Origin of the sequence: Arthrobacter castelli DSM 16402 (genome assembly GCF_000430705.1) — a bacterium.
In the GTDB taxonomy this organism is placed as follows: domain Bacteria; phylum Actinomycetota; class Actinomycetes; order Actinomycetales; family Micrococcaceae; genus Arthrobacter_C; species Arthrobacter_C castelli.
In genome coordinates, this window is the sequence record NZ_AUMN01000004.1 from 65001 (window position 1) to 87373 (window position 22373).

General features: G+C 65.1%; 20 protein-coding genes. 15 read left to right on the top strand and 5 right to left on the bottom strand.

The features are described from left to right. Window positions 1-22: 22 nt before the first annotated feature. Complete coding sequence (locus H535_RS0106325; RefSeq protein WP_051298648.1) at window positions 23-670, bottom strand: TetR/AcrR family transcriptional regulator; 648 nt, start codon at window positions 668-670, stop codon at window positions 23-25. Between the two features lie 105 nt (window positions 671-775). Here H535_RS0106325 and moeB point away from each other — a divergent pair, with 105 nt between their 5' ends. Further along, window positions 776-1957: a molybdopterin-synthase adenylyltransferase MoeB gene (moeB, locus tag H535_RS0106330; RefSeq protein WP_026818888.1), complete on the top strand. Its 1182-nt coding sequence runs from the start codon at window positions 776-778 to the stop codon at window positions 1955-1957. Window positions 1958-2392: 435 nt separating this feature from the next. Here moeB and H535_RS0106340 read toward each other — a convergent pair whose 3' ends face one another. Beyond that, window positions 2393-3730, bottom strand: a complete 1338-nt coding sequence (locus H535_RS0106340) for a glutamyl-tRNA reductase (RefSeq protein ID WP_026818889.1) — start codon at window positions 3728-3730, stop codon at window positions 2393-2395. Between the two features lie 160 nt (window positions 3731-3890). Between H535_RS0106340 and hemE the strand changes: the two genes are divergently transcribed. From hemE to H535_RS0106390, 9 genes are all read left to right on the top strand, one after another. Beyond that, entirely contained in the window at window positions 3891-4952 is a 1062-nt protein-coding gene (gene hemE / locus H535_RS0106345; protein WP_026818890.1) for a uroporphyrinogen decarboxylase, read from the top strand. Next, a complete protein-coding gene (gene hemG / locus H535_RS23830; protein WP_081416484.1) occupies window positions 4952-6493 on the top strand; it encodes a protoporphyrinogen oxidase in 1542 nt (513 codons plus the stop codon). Before hemE ends, hemG begins: the two co-directional genes overlap by 1 nt. 70 nt (window positions 6494-6563) lie before the next feature. Continuing rightward, window positions 6564-7286 carry a hydrogen peroxide-dependent heme synthase gene (hemQ, locus tag H535_RS29830; RefSeq protein ID WP_026818891.1) on the top strand — a complete coding sequence of 241 codons (723 nt, stop codon included), beginning with the start codon at window positions 6564-6566 and terminating at the stop codon, window positions 7284-7286. A 41-nt stretch (window positions 7287-7327) separates the two neighbouring features. Beyond that, window positions 7328-8497 (top strand): ferrochelatase, encoded by a 1170-nt coding sequence (locus H535_RS0106360; RefSeq protein WP_051298714.1) that lies wholly within the window; start codon window positions 7328-7330, stop codon window positions 8495-8497. Then, entirely contained in the window at window positions 8494-9438 is a 945-nt protein-coding gene (gene hemC / locus H535_RS0106365; RefSeq protein WP_026818893.1) for a hydroxymethylbilane synthase, read from the top strand. Before H535_RS0106360 ends, hemC begins: the two co-directional genes overlap by 4 nt. A 2-nt stretch (window positions 9439-9440) precedes the next feature. Beyond that, the gene (locus H535_RS0106370; RefSeq protein ID WP_035768535.1) at window positions 9441-10382 is read left to right on the top strand and encodes a uroporphyrinogen-III synthase; all 942 of its coding nucleotides are present in this window, start codon (window positions 9441-9443) and stop codon (window positions 10380-10382) included. Between the two features lie 66 nt (window positions 10383-10448). Then, window positions 10449-11432 (top strand): porphobilinogen synthase, encoded by a 984-nt coding sequence (gene hemB / locus H535_RS0106375; protein WP_026818895.1) that lies wholly within the window; start codon window positions 10449-10451, stop codon window positions 11430-11432. Next, the gene (gene hemL, locus H535_RS0106380) at window positions 11432-12751 is read left to right on the top strand and encodes a glutamate-1-semialdehyde 2,1-aminomutase (protein ID WP_026818896.1); all 1320 of its coding nucleotides are present in this window, start codon (window positions 11432-11434) and stop codon (window positions 12749-12751) included. Before hemB ends, hemL begins: the two co-directional genes overlap by 1 nt. A 524-nt stretch (window positions 12752-13275) precedes the next feature. Continuing rightward, the gene (locus H535_RS0106390) at window positions 13276-13968 is read left to right on the top strand and encodes a hypothetical protein (RefSeq protein ID WP_035768537.1); all 693 of its coding nucleotides are present in this window, start codon (window positions 13276-13278) and stop codon (window positions 13966-13968) included. Between the two features lie 95 nt (window positions 13969-14063). Here the strand turns inward: H535_RS0106390 and H535_RS29320 are convergent, their stop codons facing one another. Both H535_RS29320 and H535_RS29325 read right to left on the bottom strand, forming a co-directional pair. Next, window positions 14064-14303, bottom strand: a complete 240-nt coding sequence (locus H535_RS29320; RefSeq protein ID WP_026818898.1) for a PLDc N-terminal domain-containing protein — start codon at window positions 14301-14303, stop codon at window positions 14064-14066. Further along, window positions 14300-14488 carry a hypothetical protein gene (locus H535_RS29325; RefSeq protein ID WP_035768539.1) on the bottom strand — a complete coding sequence of 63 codons (189 nt, stop codon included), beginning with the start codon at window positions 14486-14488 and terminating at the stop codon, window positions 14300-14302. Before H535_RS29325 ends, H535_RS29320 begins: the two co-directional genes overlap by 4 nt. A gap of 193 nt (window positions 14489-14681) precedes the next feature. On the opposite strand from H535_RS29325, the gene H535_RS0106405 reads away from it, so the two are divergent. The 3 genes from H535_RS0106405 (at window position 14682) to H535_RS28910 (ending at window position 17608) form a co-directional block, all read left to right on the top strand. Then, entirely contained in the window at window positions 14682-14999 is a 318-nt protein-coding gene (locus tag H535_RS0106405) for a hypothetical protein (RefSeq protein WP_155838577.1), read from the top strand. A 252-nt stretch (window positions 15000-15251) separates the two neighbouring features. After that, window positions 15252-16235, top strand: a complete 984-nt coding sequence (locus tag H535_RS0106410) for a hypothetical protein (protein WP_245580194.1) — start codon at window positions 15252-15254, stop codon at window positions 16233-16235. 896 nt (window positions 16236-17131) lie between these two features. Beyond that, a complete protein-coding gene (locus H535_RS28910; protein WP_155838578.1) occupies window positions 17132-17608 on the top strand; it encodes a hypothetical protein in 477 nt (158 codons plus the stop codon). Window positions 17609-17882: 274 nt separating this feature from the next. Here H535_RS28910 and H535_RS0106430 read toward each other — a convergent pair whose 3' ends face one another. Next, a complete protein-coding gene (locus tag H535_RS0106430; RefSeq protein WP_026818903.1) occupies window positions 17883-18584 on the bottom strand; it encodes a 3'-5' exonuclease in 702 nt (233 codons plus the stop codon). 76 nt (window positions 18585-18660) lie between these two features. On the opposite strand from H535_RS0106430, the gene H535_RS0106435 reads away from it, so the two are divergent. Together H535_RS0106435 and H535_RS23840 are read left to right on the top strand one after the other, a co-directional pair. Then, the gene (locus H535_RS0106435; RefSeq protein WP_026818904.1) at window positions 18661-19035 is read left to right on the top strand and encodes an MGMT family protein; all 375 of its coding nucleotides are present in this window, start codon (window positions 18661-18663) and stop codon (window positions 19033-19035) included. Then, complete coding sequence (locus H535_RS23840) at window positions 19032-22358, top strand: ATP-dependent helicase (protein ID WP_081416487.1); 3327 nt, start codon at window positions 19032-19034, stop codon at window positions 22356-22358. Before H535_RS0106435 ends, H535_RS23840 begins: the two co-directional genes overlap by 4 nt. The last annotated feature ends 15 nt before the right edge of the window (window positions 22359-22373 follow it).

A 22373-nucleotide genomic window follows, 5' to 3' on the forward strand; every position in this document is an offset into this window, starting at 1 on the left:
TATCCACTCTAAAACGTGCCGTTCAACTCTGGCTCGGAAACCGGCTGATTCCGCGCCAAGCTAAACGGTATATCAACTCGCTGGCCACCTCGAGGTCCAGGTTCTTGTCCGTTTCCAGCCAGTATCTGGCGCTGACCTGGGCCATCCCGGCCAGGGCACGTCCGAGGAGCGTGGCCTCCTGATGTGACAACTTGGTGTCTTCGGCAATCACCTGGGCGATGGCATCGGCATACTTGGCGTTGAACGCTTCCAAGCGGGAGCTGACGTCCGGGTCATTGGCCAGATCGGACTCGAACACCATGCGGTGGGCCTGGTCGTCGTTGGCAACGAACTCGAAGTAGGCATGCATCGTCGCGTGCACACGCTGTTTGTTGTCCGACGTGGAATTCAGCGCCGAGACGAGCAACTCGGTCAGCGACGCCAAATGGTTGTCCAGCAGCGCCAGATACAGCTCACGTTTACCCGGAAAGTGCTGGTATAGCACTGGTTTGCTCACGTGGGCCGTTTCGGCGATCTCGTCCATGGCGGCGCCATGATAGCCGTTGGCAACAAAGACGTCGTGCGCAGCCTGCAGCAACTGCCGCCGTCGTTCGTCACGGGGCAGCCTTGTCGACCGTCCCGCCGGCGGGTTCTGCGCTGAGCTCAATTCTTCGGTGCCTTCCTGCGTCATGAAAGTAGGGATCCCCTTTAGCTTAGCCGTTCGGCATAATGGAAGAGACAACCGCCACGTGCCGGCCCCATAGGCGGCAACACACGACGGAATGGAAACTTCAAGGTGTCATCTCAACAGCAACTCCCGCCGCTGGTCGAACCGGGCGCCGACCTCACCGTGGACGAAATTGAGCGGTACTCTCGGCATCTGATCATTCCGGAAGTCGGAATGACCGGCCAACGACGGTTGAAGAATGCCCGGGTGCTGGTGATCGGCGCCGGCGGCCTGGGATCTCCGGCTCTGCTGTACCTGGCCGCGGCCGGCGTGGGAACCATTGGAATTGTCGACGACGACGTGGTGGACACCTCGAATCTGCAGCGGCAGGTGATCCACGGGGTCGACGACGTCGGCCGGCTCAAGGCCGAGTCCGCCCGCGACGCCGTCGCCCGGCTGAATCCGCTGGTGGACGTTGTGCTGCATGTTGTACGGCTGGATTCGACCAACGCCCTGGACATTTTCTCCGGGTACGACCTGATTCTCGACGGAACCGACAACTTCGCCACCCGTTACCTGGTCAACGACGCCGCCGCGATCCTGGGCAAACCGTATGTCTGGGGATCCATTTATCGCTTCGATGGCCAGATATCGGTCTTCTGGGACAAGTACGGTCCGAATTACCGCGATCTGTATCCGGAAGCGCCGCCGCCCGGAAGCGTCCCGTCCTGTGCCGAGGGCGGTGTGCTGGGCATGCTTCCCGCTTCGGTGGGGTCTGTGATGGTGACCGAAGCCATTAAGCTGATTACCGGCACCGGAGAAACGCTGCTGGGCCGGCTGATGATCTACGATTCACTGGCCATGAGATGGCGTGAGGTCAGGGTGCGTAAAGATCCGGATGCGGAGCCAATCACCCATCTGGTGGACTACGAGGCCTTCTGCGGGATCCTGCCGGCGGATGCTGCCGACGCCGCGGACTCAGCGGCCATATCGGTGCGGGAACTTGCCGGAATGCTGGAGGCCCGGGGCCGCGGGGACGACGACTTCGAACTGATCGACGTTCGTGAGCCGGGCGAGTATGAGATCGTCAACATCCCCGGATCGGTGCTGGTGCCCAAGGCTAAGATTATCGACGGCGATGCCCTGGCCCGGTTCTCCGGCCGGAAGCTGGTGTTCCACTGCAAATCAGGGGCGAGGTCGGCTGAGGCCCTCGCAGTGGCGCAACGGGCCGGCTTTGACAGCGCCGTCCATGTCGACGGGGGAGTCGCGGCGTGGGTGGAGGAGATTGAACCGGCAAAACCGAGCTACTGAGCTCCGGCTTGCCCTGCGGTTGGCCAGTATCTGCCGGTATGAGGTGGGACTGCCCGACGAGTGGTCGGTATCTGCCGGTATGAGACGTCGGGAAGGGTACTTTTTGACTTCTGGATGGGCGGTGGTGAGGCGGATGAGACTTTCTTTGGGCTCGGGTAGCCACTCGACCTGCCCGATGATTGTTATAGCGACGGGACCCAAAAAACTTCGTATCGGGTCGGGGATTCTCGAGGTGGCGAGTTCCGCCTCCACCTGCACGACTTGATCCCACCCGTACTGTTGTGTGGTTTGGTCGGGTTGGTGATGTGCGATGCCAATCCGATCCAGGGTGATATGCCGGGCGGATGGATTTCCCAGCCCCAGAGCCCCGCGAATAACCGTGAGCGCCTCACGCATCAGGCGGATGCCTTCATCTGGAATCTCTCCACGACCGGCTCAGGCTGATTCTTCCCCGGGCTGCTGATCGTGCTGCCCGTGGACGGGACAGGACGCGCCCGAAGCGGTGCCCGCAGCCGCGGAGGGCTCGGCGACCTCAATGCCGTAGAGCGCTTCCAGGGCCGCAATGTATGTATCCTGCTCGCCGTCGGCGGCCAGCTGCCGACCACGGACCGTGGGGATGTGCAGCAGCTGCTTGACCATGCGGCGCAGGGCGAATTCCACTTCCTCGGCGGCAGCGGTGCAGCCGTGCTGTGCCCGCACCCGCTCCAGCTCGACGTCGAGCACGTTGTGCGTATGCTTGCGCAGCGCCACGATTGCCGCGTCGACAGTGCGGGATTTCTGCTGGCTCTCGAAAGACTCAGCGGCGTCGGCCACGATTTCATGGGCCGTGGTCAGTGAATCAGCCTGCTCCTGAGGTGCTGCCAGCCGGACGGATTCCAGGGTTATCAGCTCCACGCCCTCGAGGTCCCCGACGCCCGCGTCGAAGTCGTGCGTGAGGGCAAGGTCGATCATGATCAGCGGCTTTGCCGGGGCGCTGCGCACCCGGGACAGGTCATCGGCGGTGATCCGGTTGGATCCGCCGCTGCAGCCAATGACGACGTCGGCGCCGGCCAGCGCTGCCGGCAGGCTGTCGCGGTCAAGTGCCGTTCCGCCGCGGGATGCGACGAAGGATTCGGCGCGGCCTGAGGACGAGAACACCGAAATGTTGCTGCATCCGTGCTCGCGCAGCAGCGACATGGTCGCCCCGGCATACGCGCCTGTGCCAATGATGACCACATTCCGCCCGGACCAGTCCGCTCCACCCAAATCGGCGGCCAGTTCCAGTGCCACGGTGACGATGGACAGGCCCTGCTGACCGAGTCCCGTCCGCGAGCCGACATCCTTGGCGGTCTTGGACGCGGTCTGGAACAGCCGGGTGAGCCCGCCGCTGGCGGTGCCGGTTTCCTGGGCTTCAATGAGGGCGCGCCGGACCTGGCCGGCGATCTCGCGTTCGCCGACGACGGCCGAATCCAGCCCGGAGCCGACGGAGAACAGGTGACGGGATACGTCCACGCCGGTGTTGACGGCGAAGGACTGTTCCACGAGGTGCGGATCGATGCCGCTGTTGTGGCTGATCTGCCGAACCAGCGCCGTTTGGGCGGTTCCGGCGTCCCCCTCGGAGGGGAGTTCGCAGTAAATCTCGTAGCGATTGCACGTCGAAAGGACGACGGCTCCGGAAATGGGATGGCCGTCGTCGATTACGGAGGTGCCAACCTCTGAGGAGCCCGCGCTGAGCCGCGCTATGGTCTCAAGGTCCACATCCGTGTGGGTCGCAACAAGAGATAGTAGATTCACAGCGTCTCAATCATAACGGTGGAAGGCTGATTCGGCCGAATAGGCAAGCCTAATCCACGCGCTGTTTCGTGGCTTTCGCGTGGTGATTCCGGACACCTTCGCAGTACAGCGCGCCCGCCGGGTTAACCATCCGCAGGCGTTCTTCGGCAGAATCGAGAGTATGACACTTCCACTTGACCATCCGCTGATGGATGGTCGCACGTCCGGCTCGCCGTTGATCGATGCCTACCGGTCCCGGAAGCCATCGCGGCGCCCCATCTGGTTCATGCGCCAGGCGGGGCGTTCGCTGCCGGAATACCGTGCCGCACGGGAAGGCACGGCCATGCTCGATGCCTGCCTCACGCCTGACCTGGCCGCCGAGATCACGCTGCAGCCGGTGCGCCGTCACGGAGTCGACGCCGGTATCTTCTTCTCGGACATCGTGATCCCGCTCAAGCTGGCCGGTATCGACGTCGACATTAAGCCAGGGGTGGGCCCGGTGCTGGGCCAGCCGGTCCGCACGGCCGCCGATGTGGCGTCCCTGCCGCCGTTGACCGACGAAGCCCTGGAGCCGGTCCGCGAGGCGGTACGGCTGGTGGTGGCGGAACTTGGCACCGTGCCGCTGATCGGCTTTGCCGGTGCCCCCTACACGTTGGCTGCCTACATGGTGGAGGGCAAGCCCTCGCGTGACCACCTGGGCCCGCGGACTATGATGCACGCCGATCCTCAGGCGTGGAAGGCGCTGGCGGCCTGGACAGCCGAGGCCTCCGGCAAGTTCCTGCGCGCCCAGCTGGAAGCGGGCGCCAGCGCCGCCCAGCTCTTCGACTCCTGGGCCGGTTCACTGAGCCTGGCGGACTACGAGCAGCACGTGGCTGGCGCATCGGCCGCCGCCCTCGACCACGTGCGCGGACTGGACGCACCGCTGGTGCATTTCGGCACCGGAACCGGCGAACTGCTGGCGGCGATGCGCGACGTCGGCGCAGACGTGGTGGGTGTTGACTACAGGCTGCCGCTGGACGAGGCGAATCGCCGGCTCGGGGCGGACACTGTGTTGCAGGGAAACATTGATCCCGCGCTGCTGTCCGCACCGTGGTCCGTGCTCGAAGAACACGTCCGCGGGGTGCTTGCCGCCGGCCAGTCGGCGCCCGGCCACGTGGTCAATCTGGGACACGGGGTTCCGCCGGACACCGACCCGGCCGTGTTGACGCGCATCGTGGAGCTCGTCCATTCGGTGGACCCGTAGTGCAGACAGCAAGGACTCCCGGTAGTTCCGGCCAGCCCGGCCAGCCCGGCAAACCAGGCAAAACCGGCAAACCAGGCAAACCCAGGAAACCGTCCGCCGTCGTCGTCGGGGGCGGCATCTCCGGGCTGCTCGCCGCCCGCGAACTGAGCGCCGCCGGCACTGCCGTCACGGTGCTGGAAGCCAGCGGCCGGTTCGGCGGCTGCGTGGGGTCGCATGACGTTGCCTCCCTCACTCTGGACAGCGGGGCTGAATCATTCGCCACCCGCTCGACGGCGGTCAGCGACCTGATCGGCGAGCTCGGGCTGGAAGAACGACTGGTCGATCCCAACCCGGCCGGAGCCTGGGTGCAATTGCCACAAGGCGCGGTCCCGCTGCCCAAGACCGGGGTGCTGGGCATACCCGCCGACCCCGGCGCTCCCGAGGTGCGGCGCGCCCTTGGGTTCCGCGGGTCATTGCGGGCACGGCTGGACAAGTGGCTGCCGGCTTCCGTCGGCACTGACGACGAATCCGCCAGCGTCGCCGACGTGGTCACCGCACGGATGGGCCGCACCGTGCTGGAACGGCTGGTGACGCCCGTCGTCGGCGGCGTCCATTCAGCCGACCCGGCCATCCTCGACGTCGATATGGTCGCTCCGGGGCTGCGCCGGCTGGTGGCAGAGCACGGTTCGCTGGGCCAGGCCGTGACTCAACTGCGGGCGCGGGCCAAATCCGGTTCGGCAGTCCAGTCACTGGCCGGCGGGATGCACCTGCTGGTCGATGCCCTCGTCGATGAGCTGAAACAGTCCAAGGTGCAGCTGCTCAGCGACGCATCCGTGACGGGGCTGCAGCGCGACGACCCATCAGGCAAGTGGGTGGTCGAAACGGCCGCGCGGAAGTGGAACACTGACGCCGTTGTCGTCGCCACCCCCGGGCCGGTGGCAGCGGATCTGCTCTCCGCGGCCGTGCCCGGCCTGGATCAGGTCCGACCGCCCCGCGGGCACCAGATCAAGCTGGTCACCCTCGTCCTCGATATGCCCGAGCTCGACACGCCGACCCGTGGGACCGGGATCCTGGTGGCCCCGCAGGCCCCGGGAATCGAAGCCAAGGCATTGACGCACGCCACCTCCAAATGGGCCTGGCTGGCCGACGAAGCCGGCCCCGGCACGCACGTGCTGCGGCTCTCCTATGGCCGGATGAGTTCGGGCAGCACAGCCGGGGAGTTCGATGCCGGCGGCGGGGATGCGTCCGGCGCGGGCGATGCCGGCGGGACGGCGGGGCCGGAAACCGACGCGGAGCTGCTGGACTCCGCGGTGTCCGATGCGGCGGCGCTGCTGGGTGTGCACTTCACCACCGACGACCTGCTGGGCAGCGGGATCGTGCGCTGGCAGGGCGCCATGCCCTTTGCCGCCGTCGGGCACCGGCAGCGGGTGGAGCAGGCACGGGAGATGATCGGGCAGCTGGACGCGCTCGCCGTCGTCGGCTCCTGGGTGGCCGGCACGGGGCTGGCCGCCGTCACCGCCGATACCCGCCAAACGGTCCGGTCGCTGGCCGGAAAACTATGACAGAAATATTCTACAATGTGTAGAAGAACGGTTTCGACTTTATCCACGAGCAAGGAGCAAACTGTTAAGCATGAGCAACACATTGGATGAACCCCGCACGTCAAGCAACGCGTCCGCCGAAAACGGCGGCCCTGAGGGTGTTGTTCAACGGTTTACCCTCTGGACCGTATTCAAGCGGACGGATCACGTCGACCGTTCATCAACGGTGGATTCCTTCGAAGAGTTGACCAGCCAGCTGGCCGACGACGGCGTCACCCTGCGCGGCCTCTACGACGTCTCCGGCATGCGCGCCGATGCCGACGTCATGGTGTGGGTGCACGGCCCCAAGGCCGAGGACCTGCAGGCCGCGGTCCGCCGGATCCGCCGGACCGGCCTGTTTGCCGGCACCGAAATCGCCTGGTCCGCGATGGGCACCCACCGCGAAGCGGAATTCAACAAGAACCATTCGCCGGCCTTCTACCGCGGCGTCAGCCCCGAGGAATGGGTGTGCGTCTACCCCTTCGTCCGCTCCTACGAGTGGTACACGCTGCCCAGCGAGGAACGCGCGGCGATGCTCCGGGACCACGGCATGCTCGGCCGCGACTTCCCGCAGGTGCTGTCCAACACGGTCTCGTCGTTCGCGCTGGGGGACTGGGAATGGATCCTGGGCCTGGAGGCTCCCGAACTGACCGACCTCGTGGACCTGATGCGCCATCTGCGCAATACGCCGGCCCGGCACCACGTGCGCGAGGAAATTCCCTTCTACACCGGCCGCCGGGTCAATGCGGCACAGATTGCGGAGGTCCTGCAGTGACCACCCAGCCTGACCTGGCCGACGACGGCGGAATCCGGGTCATGGAGCCGAAACGATACGACGGCATCTTCCTCGCCTCCTTCGGCGGGCCCGAGGGGCAGGAGGATGTGATCCCGTTCCTGCGCAATGTCACCCGCGGCCGCGGGATCCCCGATGAGCGGCTCGAAGAAGTGGCCACCCACTACCGGGCCAACGGCGGGATCAGCCCCATCAATGCGCAAAACCGGGCGCTGAAGGCCGCGCTGGAGGCGGAACTGGAGCGGCGCGGTATCGACCTGCCGGTGCTGTGGGGCAACCGGAACTGGGACCCGTACGTCCCCGAAACGCTGCAGCGGGCATACGACATCGGCCACCGGCGCCTACTGGCAGTGTCCACCAGCGCCTATGCGAGCTATTCGAGTTGCCGCCAGTACCGGGAAGATTTCGGTATGGCCCTGGAACAGACCGGGCTGACCGGAAAGCTCGAGGTCGACAAGGTGCGCCAGTACTTTGACCATCCCGGATTCGTGGCACCCTTCGTGGAGCGTCTGACCGAGGGGCTCGCCGGGGTCCGCGGAAAACTGCAGGCCACCGGAACGGAAGGCGCCGTCGACGCCCCCGAACAGGATCCGGATGCCCGCGACGTGCACGTGCTCTTCTGCACGCACTCCATCCCCACCGCCGATGCTGAAGCATCCGGGCCGCGGAACCGCGAATTCGTCGAATCCAGCGCCTACGTTGCCCAGCATCTGGCAGTCGCCACCTCCATCATGGACACCATCGCCGAGGCGGACACCGAGTGGTCGCTGGTGTACCAGTCCCGCAGCGGCTCGCCGCAGACCCCGTGGCTGGAACCGGACGTCAACGACAAGCTCGCCGAGCTGGCCGCCGACGGCGTCAAGGGCGTGGTGCTGGTGCCGCTGGGCTTTGTCAGCGACCACATGGAAGTGGTGTGGGACCTGGATACCGAGGCCATGGAGACGGCCACCGAACTGTCGCTGGCCGCCGTCCGTGTCCCGACCCCTGGTATCCACGACAAGTTCGTCGCCGGCCTGGTCGACCTGGTCTGCGAACGGACGGTTGAGAACAACATTGCCGACCGCCCCGCACTGACCGGGCTGGGGCCGTGGTATGACGTCTGCACGCCCGGTTGCTGCGCCAACCGGCGCGGCGCCAAGCCGACGATCGCCGGCAGCGACGAAGCCGATCTGTCGGTCGGGGCAGCTGAATGAGCGGGTCGAAACCAACTGTCCGGTTCGGCACCCGGGGCAGTTCCCTGGCCATGACACAGACATCGGCGGCGGCTGAGGAACTGGCCGATCACGGCGGATTCGACGTCGAACTCGTCACGGTGAAGACCCAGGGCGATGAGTTCAAGGGGTCGCTGACCCAAATCGGTGGTACCGGGGTCTTCGTCACGGCGCTGCGCGATTCGCTGCTGCGCGGGGACTGCGATATCGCCGTGCACTCGCTGAAGGACTTGCCCACCGAGGCGGCACAGGACCTGGACATCGCGGCCATTCCGCCCCGTGTCGACCACCGGGACGCGCTGTGTGCGCGGAACAATCTGACGCTGGCGGAGCTGGAACCCGGTTCCAAGGTGGGCACCGGATCACCCCGCCGGGGGGCCCAGATCCTCGCTGCCCGGCCGGACCTTGAAGTGGTCGATATCCGCGGCAACGTCGGTACCCGGCTGGGCCGCGTGGCACCCGGTGACCTGGACGCGGTCGTGCTGGCCGCCGCCGGACTGCAGCGGCTGGAGCTGCAGGATGCCGTCACCGAATATCTCGACCCGTCGGTCATGCTTCCGGCCCCCGCACAGGGGGCGTTGGCCCTGGAATGCCGCAGCGAAACGAATACCGACCGCTCCATGGTGGGCAAGGCCTTGGCCGCCTACGACGACGCCGCGACCCGGCTGCCCGTGACGGCTGAACGGTCGGTGCTGGCCCGGCTGGAGGCCGGATGCACCGCACCCATCGGCGCGCTGGGCCACCTCGGCCAGGGCCGGTTGTCCCTGGACGCCGTCGTCTGCAAACCCGATGGCAGCCGGATCATCCGCCAAAGCGCCGCCACCGGCGACACCAGCGCGGCCGGTGCGGCGGCGCTGGGTGTACTGCTCGCGGAGAAGCTGCTGGACGCGGGAGCGGCCGGCCTGACTCCGCTGGCCGAATAGGGATGGCTGGAACGTCTGAGACCGGGGCGCTTCCTGTCCTGGACAGCCGGACGGTGGCCCTGACCCGCAGCCCGGACCGGGCCGGATCCATGCTTCACACGCTGAAGGCGACCGGGGCGCGGATGGTCCTCGTGCCGGTGATCGATTTCGAGCTTCCCGAGGACACCGGGGCCTTCGACGATGCTGTGCGTCGCCTGTCCGCGGACGGATTCGATTGGCTGGTGGTCACCAGTATCACCACCGTGCGGGCTCTCGCCCAGCGATGCGCTGAGCTGGATGTTGCCATGGCCGATCTGGTTCCCGAAGGCACAGCCGTGGCAGCGGTCGGAGACACCACCCGCGCCGCGCTCGAAGCGGAGGGGATCGCGGTGTCCCTTGTGCCCGGCATGGAACGGTCGGGGGCGGGACTGCTGCAAGTCTGGCCGGCCGGTGCCCGGCACGCCTCGGTGTTGCTGCCCCAGGCCGATATCGCCGATCCGGCACTCGGCGAGGGGCTGCGCCAGCTCGGCGCCGCCGTCGTCGGGGTGACTGCCTACCGTACGGTGGCATATCCGGCCGATCCGGCCAGGAGACTGGACCAGGCGCTGTCGATGGTCAGTGGACCGGGCGTTGCTGATGGCGCGGCCGGGGCTGGTGTCGCCGCTGGTGCCGATCCGGCCGGCTCCACGCGGGACGTGCCGGTTTGGACACCGGCCGAATTCGGGACCCGGGCGCACAGCGGAGGCGTGGACGCGCTGGTGTTGACGTCGCCGAGCGCCGCCCGGCGGATCGTCGAAGAATGTCCCCGGCTGGATCCGCGCGTTAGGGTGGTGGCCATCGGCAGGCCGACGGCGCGCGAGGCTGAACGCTGCGGCCTGGCGACGGCGGCGACGGCCCCGGAGCCGTCCGGGGCGGGCATTGCGGCAGCATTGAATCAGGTACTGAGCCCAGGGCCAGGTTCCTGAAGGACAGGGAAGGACCCTGAGCAGACGAAACCTGAGCCGCAGACGAAAGACCAACAAGGAGCATTCGTGAGTTTCCCCCACCACCGGCCCCGGCGGCTGCGTACTACCGAGGCCATGCGTCGACTGACCAGGGAGCACCAGGTGAGCGCGGGCCAATTGATTTTGCCGGCTTTCATCCGCGAAGGTGCCTCCGAGCCGGTCCCGATAGCATCCATGCCGGGGGTCGTCCAGCACACGACGGACAGCCTGCGGGCTGCCGCAGCCGACGCCGCCGAAGCCGGTCTGGGCGGGATCATGCTGTTCGGGGTGCCCGAGGTGCGCGACGCGCGGGGGAGCGCCGGCGTCGACGCCGAAGGCGTACTGAACAAGGCGATCGCCGACGTCGTGTCCGAAGTGGGCGATGACCTGGTCGTGATGTCGGACCTCTGCCTGGACGAATTCACCGATCACGGCCACTGCGGAGTGCTCGACGCCGATGGTGCCGTGGACAATGACGCCACCTTGGAAATTTACGCAGACATGGCGCTGGCCCAGGCCAGCGCCGGCGCGGATGTACTCGGTCCCTCCGGCATGATGGACGGGCAAACCGCCGTCATCCGGCAGGCACTCGACGGTGCAGGATTCACCAATGTGTCCCAGCTGGCCTATGCGGTGAAGTACGCGTCGGCGTTTTACGGTCCCTTCCGCGAAGCCGTCGACTCCCAGTTGCAGGGCGATCGCCGCAGCTACCAGATGGACCCCGCCAACCGCACCGAGGCCATGCAGGAGGTCGGCCTCGACCTGGCCGAGGGCGCGGATATGGTGATGGTGAAGCCGGCGCTGAGCTACCTGGACGTGATATCCGACGTCGCCGAGGTCAGCGACGTTCCCGTGGGCGCTTACCAGGTCTCCGGCGAGTACGCGATGATCGAGGCCGCTGCCGCCAACGGCTGGATCGACCGTCGTCGTGCGATTGAAGAGTCAGTGCTGAGTATCCGCCGCGCCGGTGCGGATATGGTGCTGACGTACTGGGCGCAGGAATTGGCCGGATGGCTGAAGGAAGGAAAATAATGACCAGCTCTGCTGAACTCTTTGACCGCGCCAAGGCGACCATGCCCGGCGGGGTCAGTTCCCCGGTCCGCGGGTTTGGTTCCGTCGGCGGGACCCCGCCCTTCATGGCCTCCGGACGGGGCGCGTACCTGAGGGACGTCGACGGCCGCGAGTACGTGGACCTGGTCGGCTCCTGGGGGCCGGCGCTGCTGGGCCACTCACATCCGGCGGTGCTCGACGCCGTCCACTCCGCCGTCGACCGCGGGCTCTCCTTTGGTGCCTCCATAGCCGGGGAGGCCGAGCTGGCCGAATTGGTGCTGGGCCGGGTCGCCGCCGTCGAACGCCTGCGGATGGTCTCCACCGGGACCGAAGCGACGATGACGGCTGTCCGGCTGGCCCGCGGCTACACCGGCAGGAACCTGATCATCAAGTTCGCCGGCTGCTATCACGGCCACCTCGATTCGCTGCTCGCCTCGGCCGGATCCGGCGTCGCCACGTTGTCCCTGCCCGGCTCGGCCGGTGTCACCGAAGCCACAGCCGCAGAGACCCTGGTGCTGCCGTACAACGACCTTGACGCGGTGCGTGAAGCCTTCGAAACCCACGGCGACAAGATCGCGGCCGTCATCACCGAGGCGGCTCCGGCCAACATGGGCGTGGTCGCTCCCGCCGACGGATTCAACGCCGGGCTGGCCGATATCACGGCCCGGCACGGCTCACTGCTGATCATGGATGAGGTGCTCACCGGATTCCGCGTCGGCCCCGCCGGATACTGGGGTGAGACCGGGGGAGCGGCCGGCGCCTCACCGGCATGGGCCCCGGACCTGCTCACCTTCGGCAAGGTGATCGGCGGCGGCATGCCGGTGGCTGCAGTCGGCGGGCGCGCCGAAGTGATGGACCATCTGGCACCGACCGGGCCGGTCTACCAGGCAGGCACCTTGTCGGGTAATCCGATTGCCATGGCCGCAGGCATTGCGACCCTGACGGCCGCTGATGAGGCTGTCTACTCCACCATCGACAGGCGTTCGGCCCAGCTGTCGACGGCGCTGGGCGATGCCCTGAACGCCGCCGGCGTCGACCACAGCATCCAGCGTGCCGGCAACCTGTTCAGCGTCGCGTTCGGTACGTCGCAGACCGGTGTGCACAACTATGAACAGGCGCAGTCGCAGCAGGCCTTCCGGTTCGGGCCGTTCTTCCATTCCATGCTGGAATCCGGTGTTTACCTGCCGCCGTCGGTGTTCGAGGCGTGGTTCCTCTCAGCCGCCCATGACGACGCCGCGATGGAACGGATCACCCGTGCGCTTCCCGCCGCTGCAGCGGCTGCGGCGCGGGCAGCCGGGTAGGGACAGCGACGTTACTCCGGCATAGTCGCTACAGTATCGGTCTCCACCAGCGCTCCCGGGCGGGCGTGGCCGGCGGTGATAACGAGTCGGAACTCTCGCGCCGGGGTAGCGTCATCCAGAGGTGCGGAGTACAGGTGATATGCGACTGCATGGGTGCTGGCCCCTGGGCTGATCCCATGCTTGAATGCGGATGCATGGACTTTCACGTGGCGTGTGTCCAGCTGCGCACGGCTTCGCGGGTGGCCTCCGACCGGGGTGGCACGTTCCTGCTTTGCGCGGGCGTTCAGGGTCGCCAATAACTCTGCGTCCATCCTTGCAGGCACGATCGCACCCGGACCGTCGCCAACGGTTGGCCGGCCACGCCTTCGCAACGTCTCGAGCTCGAAACCGGATTCGGCTTCGTCCGCCCAATCCTGAATCATCTCGTCCGTGACGGGCTGTCCGCACATGTGCATTGATTGTTGATGATGCTGGATCATCGGTGGGTGCGTAGGATCGTCGATACGAGCAGGAAGGGGTCACGGATGCGTCGGATAGTCGGTGCTGTGTCCTGGGGCGTGATCGTTGTTGTCTTGACGACCGTCGGTGTCGCGGGGTGCTCGTCCCGCCAGGGAATGGAGGGAGAGTGCACGTTGAAGGTCCGCGATGAAGGTGCCGTGTACCGGGCGGTGGCGGTGGCCTCGATGCCGCGACCTGGCCGGTCGTTGGGCAGTGCACACTTCGGCGACTGTGACGGTAGTCCGCTACAGGGCTCGTACCAAGGTGAATTGTTCGCCCTTCCCAACACCAGTACTGACCAGGCCGTGTTGCTGGGCCAAGGCGGACACGCCTCGGTATACGTGAACACGGCCCTGAAGATGGACCAGTGGCCGGCCTTGCTCAAGGCCGCCTCCCAGCCCGTAACGTGTGAAGAGTCGGTGGCGTTCACCGGGACCTGGGATATCGTCATCGACGACGGGGCGATGCCCGATGAGGGGGACTATGACCTCACAGTTCCCTATACCGCGGCGTTCACCACCGCCCACGGCATGGGGTTGGACCTGGACACGTGGTCTCGCGTCGAGTTGGATGCGCGCATTACCAGCAACACCGATCCGGTGCCGACCCCACGGTTTCTCAAGCAGGCGCTAGCAGCGAAGAATCCGCCGCAGGTGACCGTGACCGCGACCTGCCGCGGCACTAAGTTCGACGTCGCAACCATCGAGTTTGCAGATTGACGCCCCAAATGACCCTGCACACAGGGGAACTTGCTCCTCCCCTCGCATGGTCACCAGCCGTCGCGCGGCCGCGTAGGACGATGGTGCAGGGAACACTAGTTGGCGCTGCTCCTGCTCTGGGCTTCGATTCCCGGTGTTGCGCTGCGCCCAATCAGGAACCACAGGATCGGCCCCAGAAACGGTACGGCGAGAATGATGATGACCCATACGCCCTTGGCAGCAGAGGTGTGACGACTGGTGCGGCCAACACTGATTAGCGCCACTAGAAGGAAAAAATGCAGGATCAGGGGCAGCAACACCGCCACTTCAAACCACATCGGCATGATGGGGTTCATTCTCCGTTTCCTCCCTGCCGCGGGGGTTCGTCTCCATAGCGGGCGATTCGCAATTTGAGCTCGGTGATCTTTAGCTGCAGAACCTTGATCACCAATATGGCAATCCAGATGCCCAGTACCGCTACAGCAGCTACAAAGACAAAATACAAAACTGCGAAAATTCCGAAACCAGCAGCCATTTCCATGGAGTCGAATCCCCCTTGATATTTGAGACGTTCTCCCCATGCTAATTGACTGTTCTATCCTCCAGTGCCTGCCTGAATCGGCATCTGACCGAAGGACGAGGACACAACATCTCAGTCGCGCTGCCCAACATCCGGCTTTTCCGTATCCCGAATCGGTGTGAGTTGCGCCATGGCCGCACCTATCATGTTGGCTATGAACATTGAGGAAGTGGACGAGCGCGATAGCACCTGGGAGCAGCACGACTCCATTTACCGGGTGTACTTCGCCAAAGGAGTTTCCCGGGCAATCACTACAGTTGACGTGTCTGATGCCACTTTCAGCGAAGTGCACAAATGGGCAAAGGAAAAAGCTTCCGATGACACGCTCATCGCTATCGCACTTGTCGGTCGCAACGCCCGAGGGCTGAAAGGTTTGACGTGGCTGTTTGGAATGGACCCGAACGACCGCCCGGGAAGCGATATCGAGTTGCGGATGTTCGCGGAAATGAGCACTGAAAAATCCTGCACCTGACTTTGGCAGCCTGAGCAGTTTACGCTCCAAACGTTCCAATGGCGTCTCTCTATGGCCAGTTGTCTAGCTTGCTTGCCGAGCGTCCCGTAAGCCGAAGGCGATTCAGAACATCATCAAGATACAACACCGGACGAACGACGCTCGAGGGCATCGAGCTCAAGAGCCGGGTCCGCTACGCACGAGGAGAATGGGTGCATGTCAAAACGATTCGAGTGGGTGCCTACCCTTTCCCGGGGCGATTGGCTTCGCCCTATGGAAGCTGAACCGTTTGGCAGCATCCTGTCGATTGTGCCTCGCGGTTTCGAAACGTACGCGCGTATATTCCATCCTGTCGAACGCGACCGCCCGCGCGACACGAAGACGTGGCAGGGCGTTGATGAGACGACGTACTTCGACGGTGTCGAGGACATCGAGGCATCGCTTGAGACGGAGCGCACCACCTGGGCGAAGGCTGCTGCATCGTTTGACACGGTCATGCACGCCGAGGCGCAGTACGCACGCCTCGTGCGGCGTGACTACGGCAATGTCGATGGCGCGATCGCCGCAGACGGCTGGCGCTACGGGGACACGATGGAGGGATGTTTTGACGCCACGTCACTCACGGCGGCGTCGGTGGTTCTTGCTCGTCACACCACGACTCCGGATGCTGGCATCGCCGCCGTTTGGGATGGGTGGGGCGGCCTTATCAGTTCGGCAGGGGTGGGTTACTTCGTCGTCGAGCCGGGAGACGGGCTGGCCGCCAGCTACACCGACGAGGTTGCTAAGCGCGTCGGTTGTCCGACGCTTCGCGAGCGGCTTGCTACGGCCGCTCGGCGAGGGATCGCCGGGGCGCGTTCCATGGCCGAGACCCTTCCGGGACTCGCCAGCGACGAGCCGGAACTCGGCTCTGGGCTGCTCACTCGTGAAGTCGCAACCGGGCCCCGGTTCGATCTGCATGGAGGCACTGGACGGAACTATGTTCTGTTCGAGGCAGGGGCTAATGACTTCGCGGATGCTGCTTGGCCTGGCTGCGCGCCCTGGGTCGATAATGTCCTGTGGTCACAGTCGCCCAGCATTCTGTGGCCCGACGATCACTCGTGGTTGCTTGCCACAGAAATCGACTTCGACTCGACGCTCGTTGCGGGAACGACGGCGCTTATCCGCGAGCTCGTGCAGACGCCGGGTCTCGAGGCGCTGCCGATTCGCACCGACGCCGATCTGACGTGGGATGGCGACGTGCTCAATCGCCCCGATTGACATCGCAGCTCAGCACGCAGAAATTGGTACTCAATGGGTTTGGCACGGATGAGACACTTGCCGGTTCCGGATGTCGATCCTTGAGTGGGTAGGGTCAGGAGGGCGTGTTCCCGGCTTCAGCTGAGTGGACAATGAATGGACCAGTGATTTTGCCGGTCCTGTTGTATGCGACATTTCCCAGTCACTGACCGGCCTGGTGAATGCGGTGAGTCTGGCCGATAGGCTGGCCGTGGTTTGAGTTCTCGACCCGGGTGCCTGAGCAGGAAGTCCACTGGCCGGATCGAGTGGTCGCGTCGTGCCAAACGCTCATGACCTTCTTCTTCGTCAGAACATCATCTGTGCTTTCACGGAGACGAAGTCACCATAGCTCCATCCGAAAGGCACGGGGCCACCCGAACAGGACTCTCCAGCTGCCCGCTTGAGTCGGGGTTCTTTGGGACGGCCCGGGACATTCTATGCCGGACAGCCCTTGCGGAATTCGTCAGCGCGTACAGGGCGGGATCGGTAGAGACTACTATCGTGTGGGCTACTTCGATGCGAGGGACTCTTCCGCGTCCTCCTGTTGGTCACGGCCAAACCGCCAGGACCTACGTCCTCTATTGGCGAAGCGGACATTCCGGGCCGCACCGACGATGGCTGGAAGGGCGTAGGTCAGACCACGGTGCTGAAAATCCACGGTGTTGACGTCAAGGCAGCAATCGCAGTCACAGGTGACTATTCGGATATCTACGTTGCCGAGAATACTGGTCCAGATGATTGGCCTGACATGATTCGCCGGAAAATGGTTCTCAACTAACGGGTGCTCAACGGGGAACATATGTCCCTGAAGAACCCATCGACCAGTGGTGTCAGGGTTCCTCCTCGCCTATCGAGTGGGCGAGACGTATTCTTCGACTATGGGGAATACGGATGAAAGTGCTCATGGTGTGCCGGCAACAGTGGACGACATAGGTCACCGGAGCCGGAGAGAAACGCCATATGCGGCGGTATTATTCAAAGGCATTTTCATCGGGTCTCTCTTCGGAGCCGTCCTGATGCCGCTTTCGATGATTGGTCCCTCACCGAGCCCAGCTTGGCAACCGGACTTCGGCACCTACATCGTGGCAGTGATCGCCGGACTCTTCATCGGTGGAGCTGTTGCTGGGTTCTCTGCTGCATGTGCTTTGGGACTCCACGTATTGATGGGCCGGATTTCGACCGTGCTGCGGGCCCCGTCCGCAGCACTTGGGGCGATGGTGGGTGTGTTCGTTCCAGCATGCTTGGTCTTTGGTCCCCGGACAGCCCTGACCTTGCTTGACGGCTGGCCATGGTGGGTGAGCGCGTTAGCTGCAAGCGTCCTGGCCGTGAGAATGACAAAGCGATTCAGAACCTGACCAACATCCACATTGGCTCATGCGTCATTTGTGGCTTCTAGCCCACAGCGATCAAGCGATCAGAGTTACTACCCCACCGCCGATCGGCCCAAGCATCACCCCTGGAGCCCGCATACCCCATGACTCCCAGCGCGATGAAAGCCGTCATCACGAGCACAATGAATGCGACGAGAAAGCCGACCATCTCCCGCGCCCACCCATCGACAGATGCGTCGAATACATGATCGGGGACCAGGCAGATGTGGAACCTGCAGGGTCGTCCAACCGCTGATACTTAAGCAGCGACCAGTTCGGCGTGGGCGGGCCACTCACCGCTGATGACTGCCTCCGGGTCCCTGGTCCGTCGCAGGTAGTCCTGGAAGCTGGCAGCCTGTTCGCGGCACCAGCCGATCTGCGACTCATGCAATGCGGCGGCGTCCGTCTGCAACTGGGGGAATTTATCGGCCAGGCAGTCGGCCAGCCGGATGGTGGCCAGCGCGTCCGCCGCGGAGGTATGAGCCTCCGAGAGATCGACCAGATACTCCTCGCACAGGGCCACCAGGGTACGTTTTCCCTTGCGGAATCGGTGGACCTCCTTGTTCAGTACGAACGGATCGATCACCGGGCTGGCCACCGGAGGGATGACACCGTAGCGGGCGCATTCGGCATTGAGCACCGTGAAATCGTAGGGGGCGTTGAACGCCATGACCGGAGTGCCGGCGTCGAACAACCCCGCCAGCACGGTCGACACCTGGGCAGCAACGCGGTGCGGGACCATACCGGAGCGCCGCGCCTGGCGGTTGGAAATGCCGTGCACCGCCGTCGCTTCGGCTGGAATCTCGATCTCCGGACGCGCCAGCCACTCATGGCTGGCAATCACTGACCCGCCGCCGTCGACCACCACGACGGAGGCCGTGACAATGCGGGCCTGATGCGGATCCCGGCCGGTGGTTTCGAGATCGAACGCTGCCCTGGGGAGTTCGTGCCAATTGTCCATGTTTCGAAGCTATCGGCAGGTACCGACAAAACCGTGGAACGCCACAACCTTTGGCCGGATTGAATAGAGTTGGAGTATGCGGGATGAGTATGTGGATGCAGTGCTGGCCGCGGTGAATCTGATTCCGCCGGGCAGAGTGCTGGCATACGGCGACATCGCCGAATTGCTGGATTCAGCCGGTCCCCGCCAGGTCGGTGCGGTGATGTCCCATTACGGTGGTTCCGCGCCGTGGTGGCGGGTGCTGCGTGCCAATGGCGAGCCTCCAAAGTGCCATGATGCGAGGGCGCTGGGCCACTATGAAAACGAAGGGACACCACTGAAGCTGACCGGCAGCGGCGTTTATCGGGTGGATATGAGGGTGGCCCGCTGGCAACCCTCGGATACTGAAATCAAGGCGATCGAAGACCTCGTGGCAAAAATGTCACACCCCTGTGGTGAAGTGGTTCCGTGACCGAAACTACAGCACACCGGCTGCACCTCCGCCCGCCGGAACAACATCGTCCTGAGCCGCCGCTGCTTAGCGCCGATCAGCAGGCCGTTGTCGACCTCCCGTCCGGTTCCGGCCCTGCCCTCATCCTCGGGGCACCTGGTACGGGCAAGAGCACCGTGCTGGTGGAGGCCGCGGTGCGGCGGATCAACGACGACGGCGTGGACCCGGCGTCGGTGCTGATGCTGGCCCCCTCACGGTCGATGACGGCGACGCTGCGGGACCAGATGACGGCACGGCTGAATCGGAGCCTGAGTGCGACGCCGGCTCGCACCTGGGCGTCATATTCATTCGACCTGATCACCCGGGCACGCGCCGAGGGACGGTTGCCGCAGCTGACGCGGCCGCCCAAACTGCTCTCCGGTCCCGAACAGGACCTGATCATCGCTGAGTTGCTCGCCGGACACGAGGCAGCCGGGGTGCGTGCCCTGCCGTGGCCGGACGAACTCGAGGCCGCCCGCGGAACGCGCGGCTTCCGACAGGAAGTACGGCAGCTGTTCGACCGGGTGATCGAGTACGGCATCACTTCGGACGATTTTGCCCGCATGGGCCATGAGCTGGACCGGCCGGACTGGGTGGCCGCAGCACAGCTGTACGCCGAGTACCGAGACCTGATTGACCTGCGGATGCCGGAAAGCTTCGACCCCGCAGGCATTATCACCGCCGCCCGGCAGCTGTTCCAGGACGATCCTGAATTCCTGCAGCAGGAACGCGACCGGCTGTCGCTGGTGCTGGTCGACGACCTGCAGGAAGCTAATCCGGCCGTACATGAGTTGCTGGCCGTGCTGGGAGCGGGCAAGGACGTGTTGGCCGCAGCCTGCCCGGACACCGTAGTGCAGGGCTTCCGCGGTGCCCGGCCTGATCTGGTGTTCGCCGTCGAAGGGCTGCTGGCAACAGACTCCACGCCGGTGTCCCGGTACGTGCTCTCGACGTCGCACCGGCTGCCCGCGCCCCTGGCTGCAACATGGCAGACCGTGGCCTCACGCATAGCACGCCGCGGTGCCTCCAGCCACGGCCGTGAACTGGTTCAACCGGTCACCGGCACGGAGCCGGCGGCAGGCGCGTCAGGCGATCCGCAGGCGGCGGAACCGGAGGAACCGCAGGCGGCGGAACCGGACGATCCAGGTGAACCGGAGAAACCGGAGGAAGCACACGGCGCCCGGGAAACAGGCCGGGCCGAAGCGCATGTTTTGGCTTCGTCGGTGCATGAGCTGCGGTATATCGCCCAGCGGATCCTGGACGCCCAGCTCAATGGCGGCCGGCAGCTGTCGCAGATGGCTGTCATTGTCCGCACCGGTGGCCAGCTGGCCCACGTTCAGCGGTTCCTGACGGCACAAGGCATCCCGGTCAACGTCCCGGTGGCTGAAACCGCCGTGCGTGACGAGCCGGCCGTGCGCCCGCTGCTGGAGGCCTATGCCATCGCGCTGGATCCGGACGGCCTAACGCCCGAAACGGCGGTGGAGCTGTTGACCTCCCGGATCGGTGGTGCCTCCGCCATCGACTTGCGCCGGATCCGGCAGGCATTGCGCCGTGAGGAGATCCAGGCCGGTGGCGGACGCAGCAGCGACGCCCTGCTGGTGGACGCCTTGCGGGAGCCGCCGCTGCTGGAGACACTCGGATTCCAGGCGCGTCCGGCGCAGCGCATTGGCAGGATATTGGCGGCCGGTGCTGCCGCAGCGACCGAGCAAGGCGCAAACGCCGAGACGATGCTGTGGGCTTTGTGGTCGGCATCGGGATGGTCCGACTATTGGGCCCGTCTGGCCATCGACGGCGGCCCGGCCGGGCTGCGCGCCGACCGCGATCTGGACGCCATGATGGAACTCTTCCACACCGCCGAACGGTATGTTGATCAGCTGCCCGGTTCCAATCCGCGGCAATTCCTGGAGTACCTGATGAACCAGGAACTGCCCATGGACACGCTCGCACGCCGGGCACAGAACCGGGAGGCAGTGGAACTGTTGACCCCGGCCAGTGCTGCGGGCAGACAGTGGCCGGTGGTCTTCGTCGCCGGTCTGCAGGACGGGGTGTGGCCCAACCTCCGGCTGCGCGGCGAGCTGCTGGGCAGCACCTTGTTCGTCGATGCCATGGAACTGGGCCCGGAGCAGGCCCGCAGGGTGGACGTCCTGACACGGCTTCACGAGACTCGCTACGACGAATTGCGCAGCTTCTCCGCAGCCATCTCACGCGCCGGATCCCAACTGGTTTGTACCGCGGTGTCGTCCGAAGAAGAGGCGCCGTCGCAGTTCATCGACATCGTGGACCCGTGGACCGACCCGGAGAATCCACGTCCCAAGACGGAGGTGCTGCGTCCGTTGACGCTGCGGGCGCTGGTGTCCGAGCTGCGGCAATGGGCACAGCAGGACGAGGAACACCCGCTCACCGCCGGGCGGGCTGTGCGGCAACTCGCCAGACTGACGTGCAGCGAGACGCCGGTCGCCGGGGCGGATCCGGACAGCTGGTGGGGGCTGCTGGAATTGTCCAGTGCGGGGGTGGATATCGTCGATCCGCAGCAGCCTGTACCGGTTTCCCCGTCCAAGGTGGAAGCCGTCCATAAGTCACCATTGAGCTGGTTCATCCAGGCCGCCGGCGGAGAAGCCACCACCGATTTCGCCCGGAGCCTGGGGACGCTGGTGCATCAAATAGCCCATGATATGCCCGACGCCGCCGGCAGCGAATACATCAAGGAATTGCAGCACCGCTGGCCGGAGCTGGGGATGAAGGAAAACTGGGAGGGGCGGCTGGACTACCAGCGGGCGGAGACAATGGTCCGCAAACTTGCGGCGTATATTCTGCTGATGCGCCGGGAGGGTCGGCAACTCGTCTCCACCGAAACCGACTTCGCCGTCGAGGTCCCCGGCGGCGAACGGACGGCCTTGCTGCGGGGGCAGGTGGACCGGTTGGAAATCGACGACGACGGCCGGTTGGTGATCGTTGACTTGAAGACCGGGCGCAGCACACCGACGAAGAACGAGCTCGAACGGCACGGTCAATTGGCGGCGTACCAAGTCGCGGTGCATCACGGTGCTTTCGAGGGCAAAGACGAGTCGGGTGGTGCCGCGCTCGTGCAACTAGGCGGCACCACCAAGAGTGTCAAGGTGCAGGACCAGGAGCCCTTGGAAACGGACCAGGACTGGGCGACTCCGGTCATCGTTGAGGCAGCCGCGCTGATGGCCGGCCATGAATTTGAGACACGGCATGACCCCGCTGCCGGAGCGTACCGGGGGCATGGATGCCGGGTTCCTGAAGTTTGTCCGTTGTGCCCGGAGGGGAAGCAGGTGACCGAGTGAATTCGGCCAGTCAGG

Bases quoted from the DNA above. Each gene is read 5' to 3' on its own strand.
- H535_RS0106325 (WP_051298648.1), bottom strand. From the start codon at position 670: ATGACGCAGGAAGGCACCGAAGAATTGAGCTCAGCGCAGAACCCGCCG.
- hemE (WP_026818890.1), top strand. From the start codon at position 3,891: ATGACACTTCCACTTGACCATCCGCTGATGGATGGTCGCACGTCCGGC.
- hemQ (WP_026818891.1), top strand. From the start codon at position 6,564: ATGAGCAACACATTGGATGAACCCCGCACGTCAAGCAACGCGTCCGCC.
- H535_RS0106360 (WP_051298714.1), top strand. From the start codon at position 7,328: ATGGAGCCGAAACGATACGACGGCATCTTCCTCGCCTCCTTCGGCGGG.
- hemC (WP_026818893.1), top strand. From the start codon at position 8,494: ATGAGCGGGTCGAAACCAACTGTCCGGTTCGGCACCCGGGGCAGTTCC.
- H535_RS0106370 (WP_035768535.1), top strand. From the start codon at position 9,441: ATGGCTGGAACGTCTGAGACCGGGGCGCTTCCTGTCCTGGACAGCCGG.
- hemL (WP_026818896.1), top strand. From the start codon at position 11,432: ATGACCAGCTCTGCTGAACTCTTTGACCGCGCCAAGGCGACCATGCCC.
- H535_RS0106390 (WP_035768537.1), top strand. From the start codon at position 13,276: ATGCGTCGGATAGTCGGTGCTGTGTCCTGGGGCGTGATCGTTGTTGTC.
- H535_RS29320 (WP_026818898.1), bottom strand. From the start codon at position 14,303: ATGAACCCCATCATGCCGATGTGGTTTGAAGTGGCGGTGTTGCTGCCC.
- H535_RS29325 (WP_035768539.1), bottom strand. From the start codon at position 14,488: ATGGAAATGGCTGCTGGTTTCGGAATTTTCGCAGTTTTGTATTTTGTC.
- H535_RS0106405 (WP_155838577.1), top strand. From the start codon at position 14,682: ATGAACATTGAGGAAGTGGACGAGCGCGATAGCACCTGGGAGCAGCAC.
- H535_RS0106410 (WP_245580194.1), top strand. From the start codon at position 15,252: ATGGAAGCTGAACCGTTTGGCAGCATCCTGTCGATTGTGCCTCGCGGT.
- H535_RS28910 (WP_155838578.1), top strand. From the start codon at position 17,132: ATGGGGAATACGGATGAAAGTGCTCATGGTGTGCCGGCAACAGTGGAC.
- H535_RS0106430 (WP_026818903.1), bottom strand. From the start codon at position 18,584: ATGGACAATTGGCACGAACTCCCCAGGGCAGCGTTCGATCTCGAAACC.
- H535_RS0106435 (WP_026818904.1), top strand. From the start codon at position 18,661: ATGCGGGATGAGTATGTGGATGCAGTGCTGGCCGCGGTGAATCTGATT.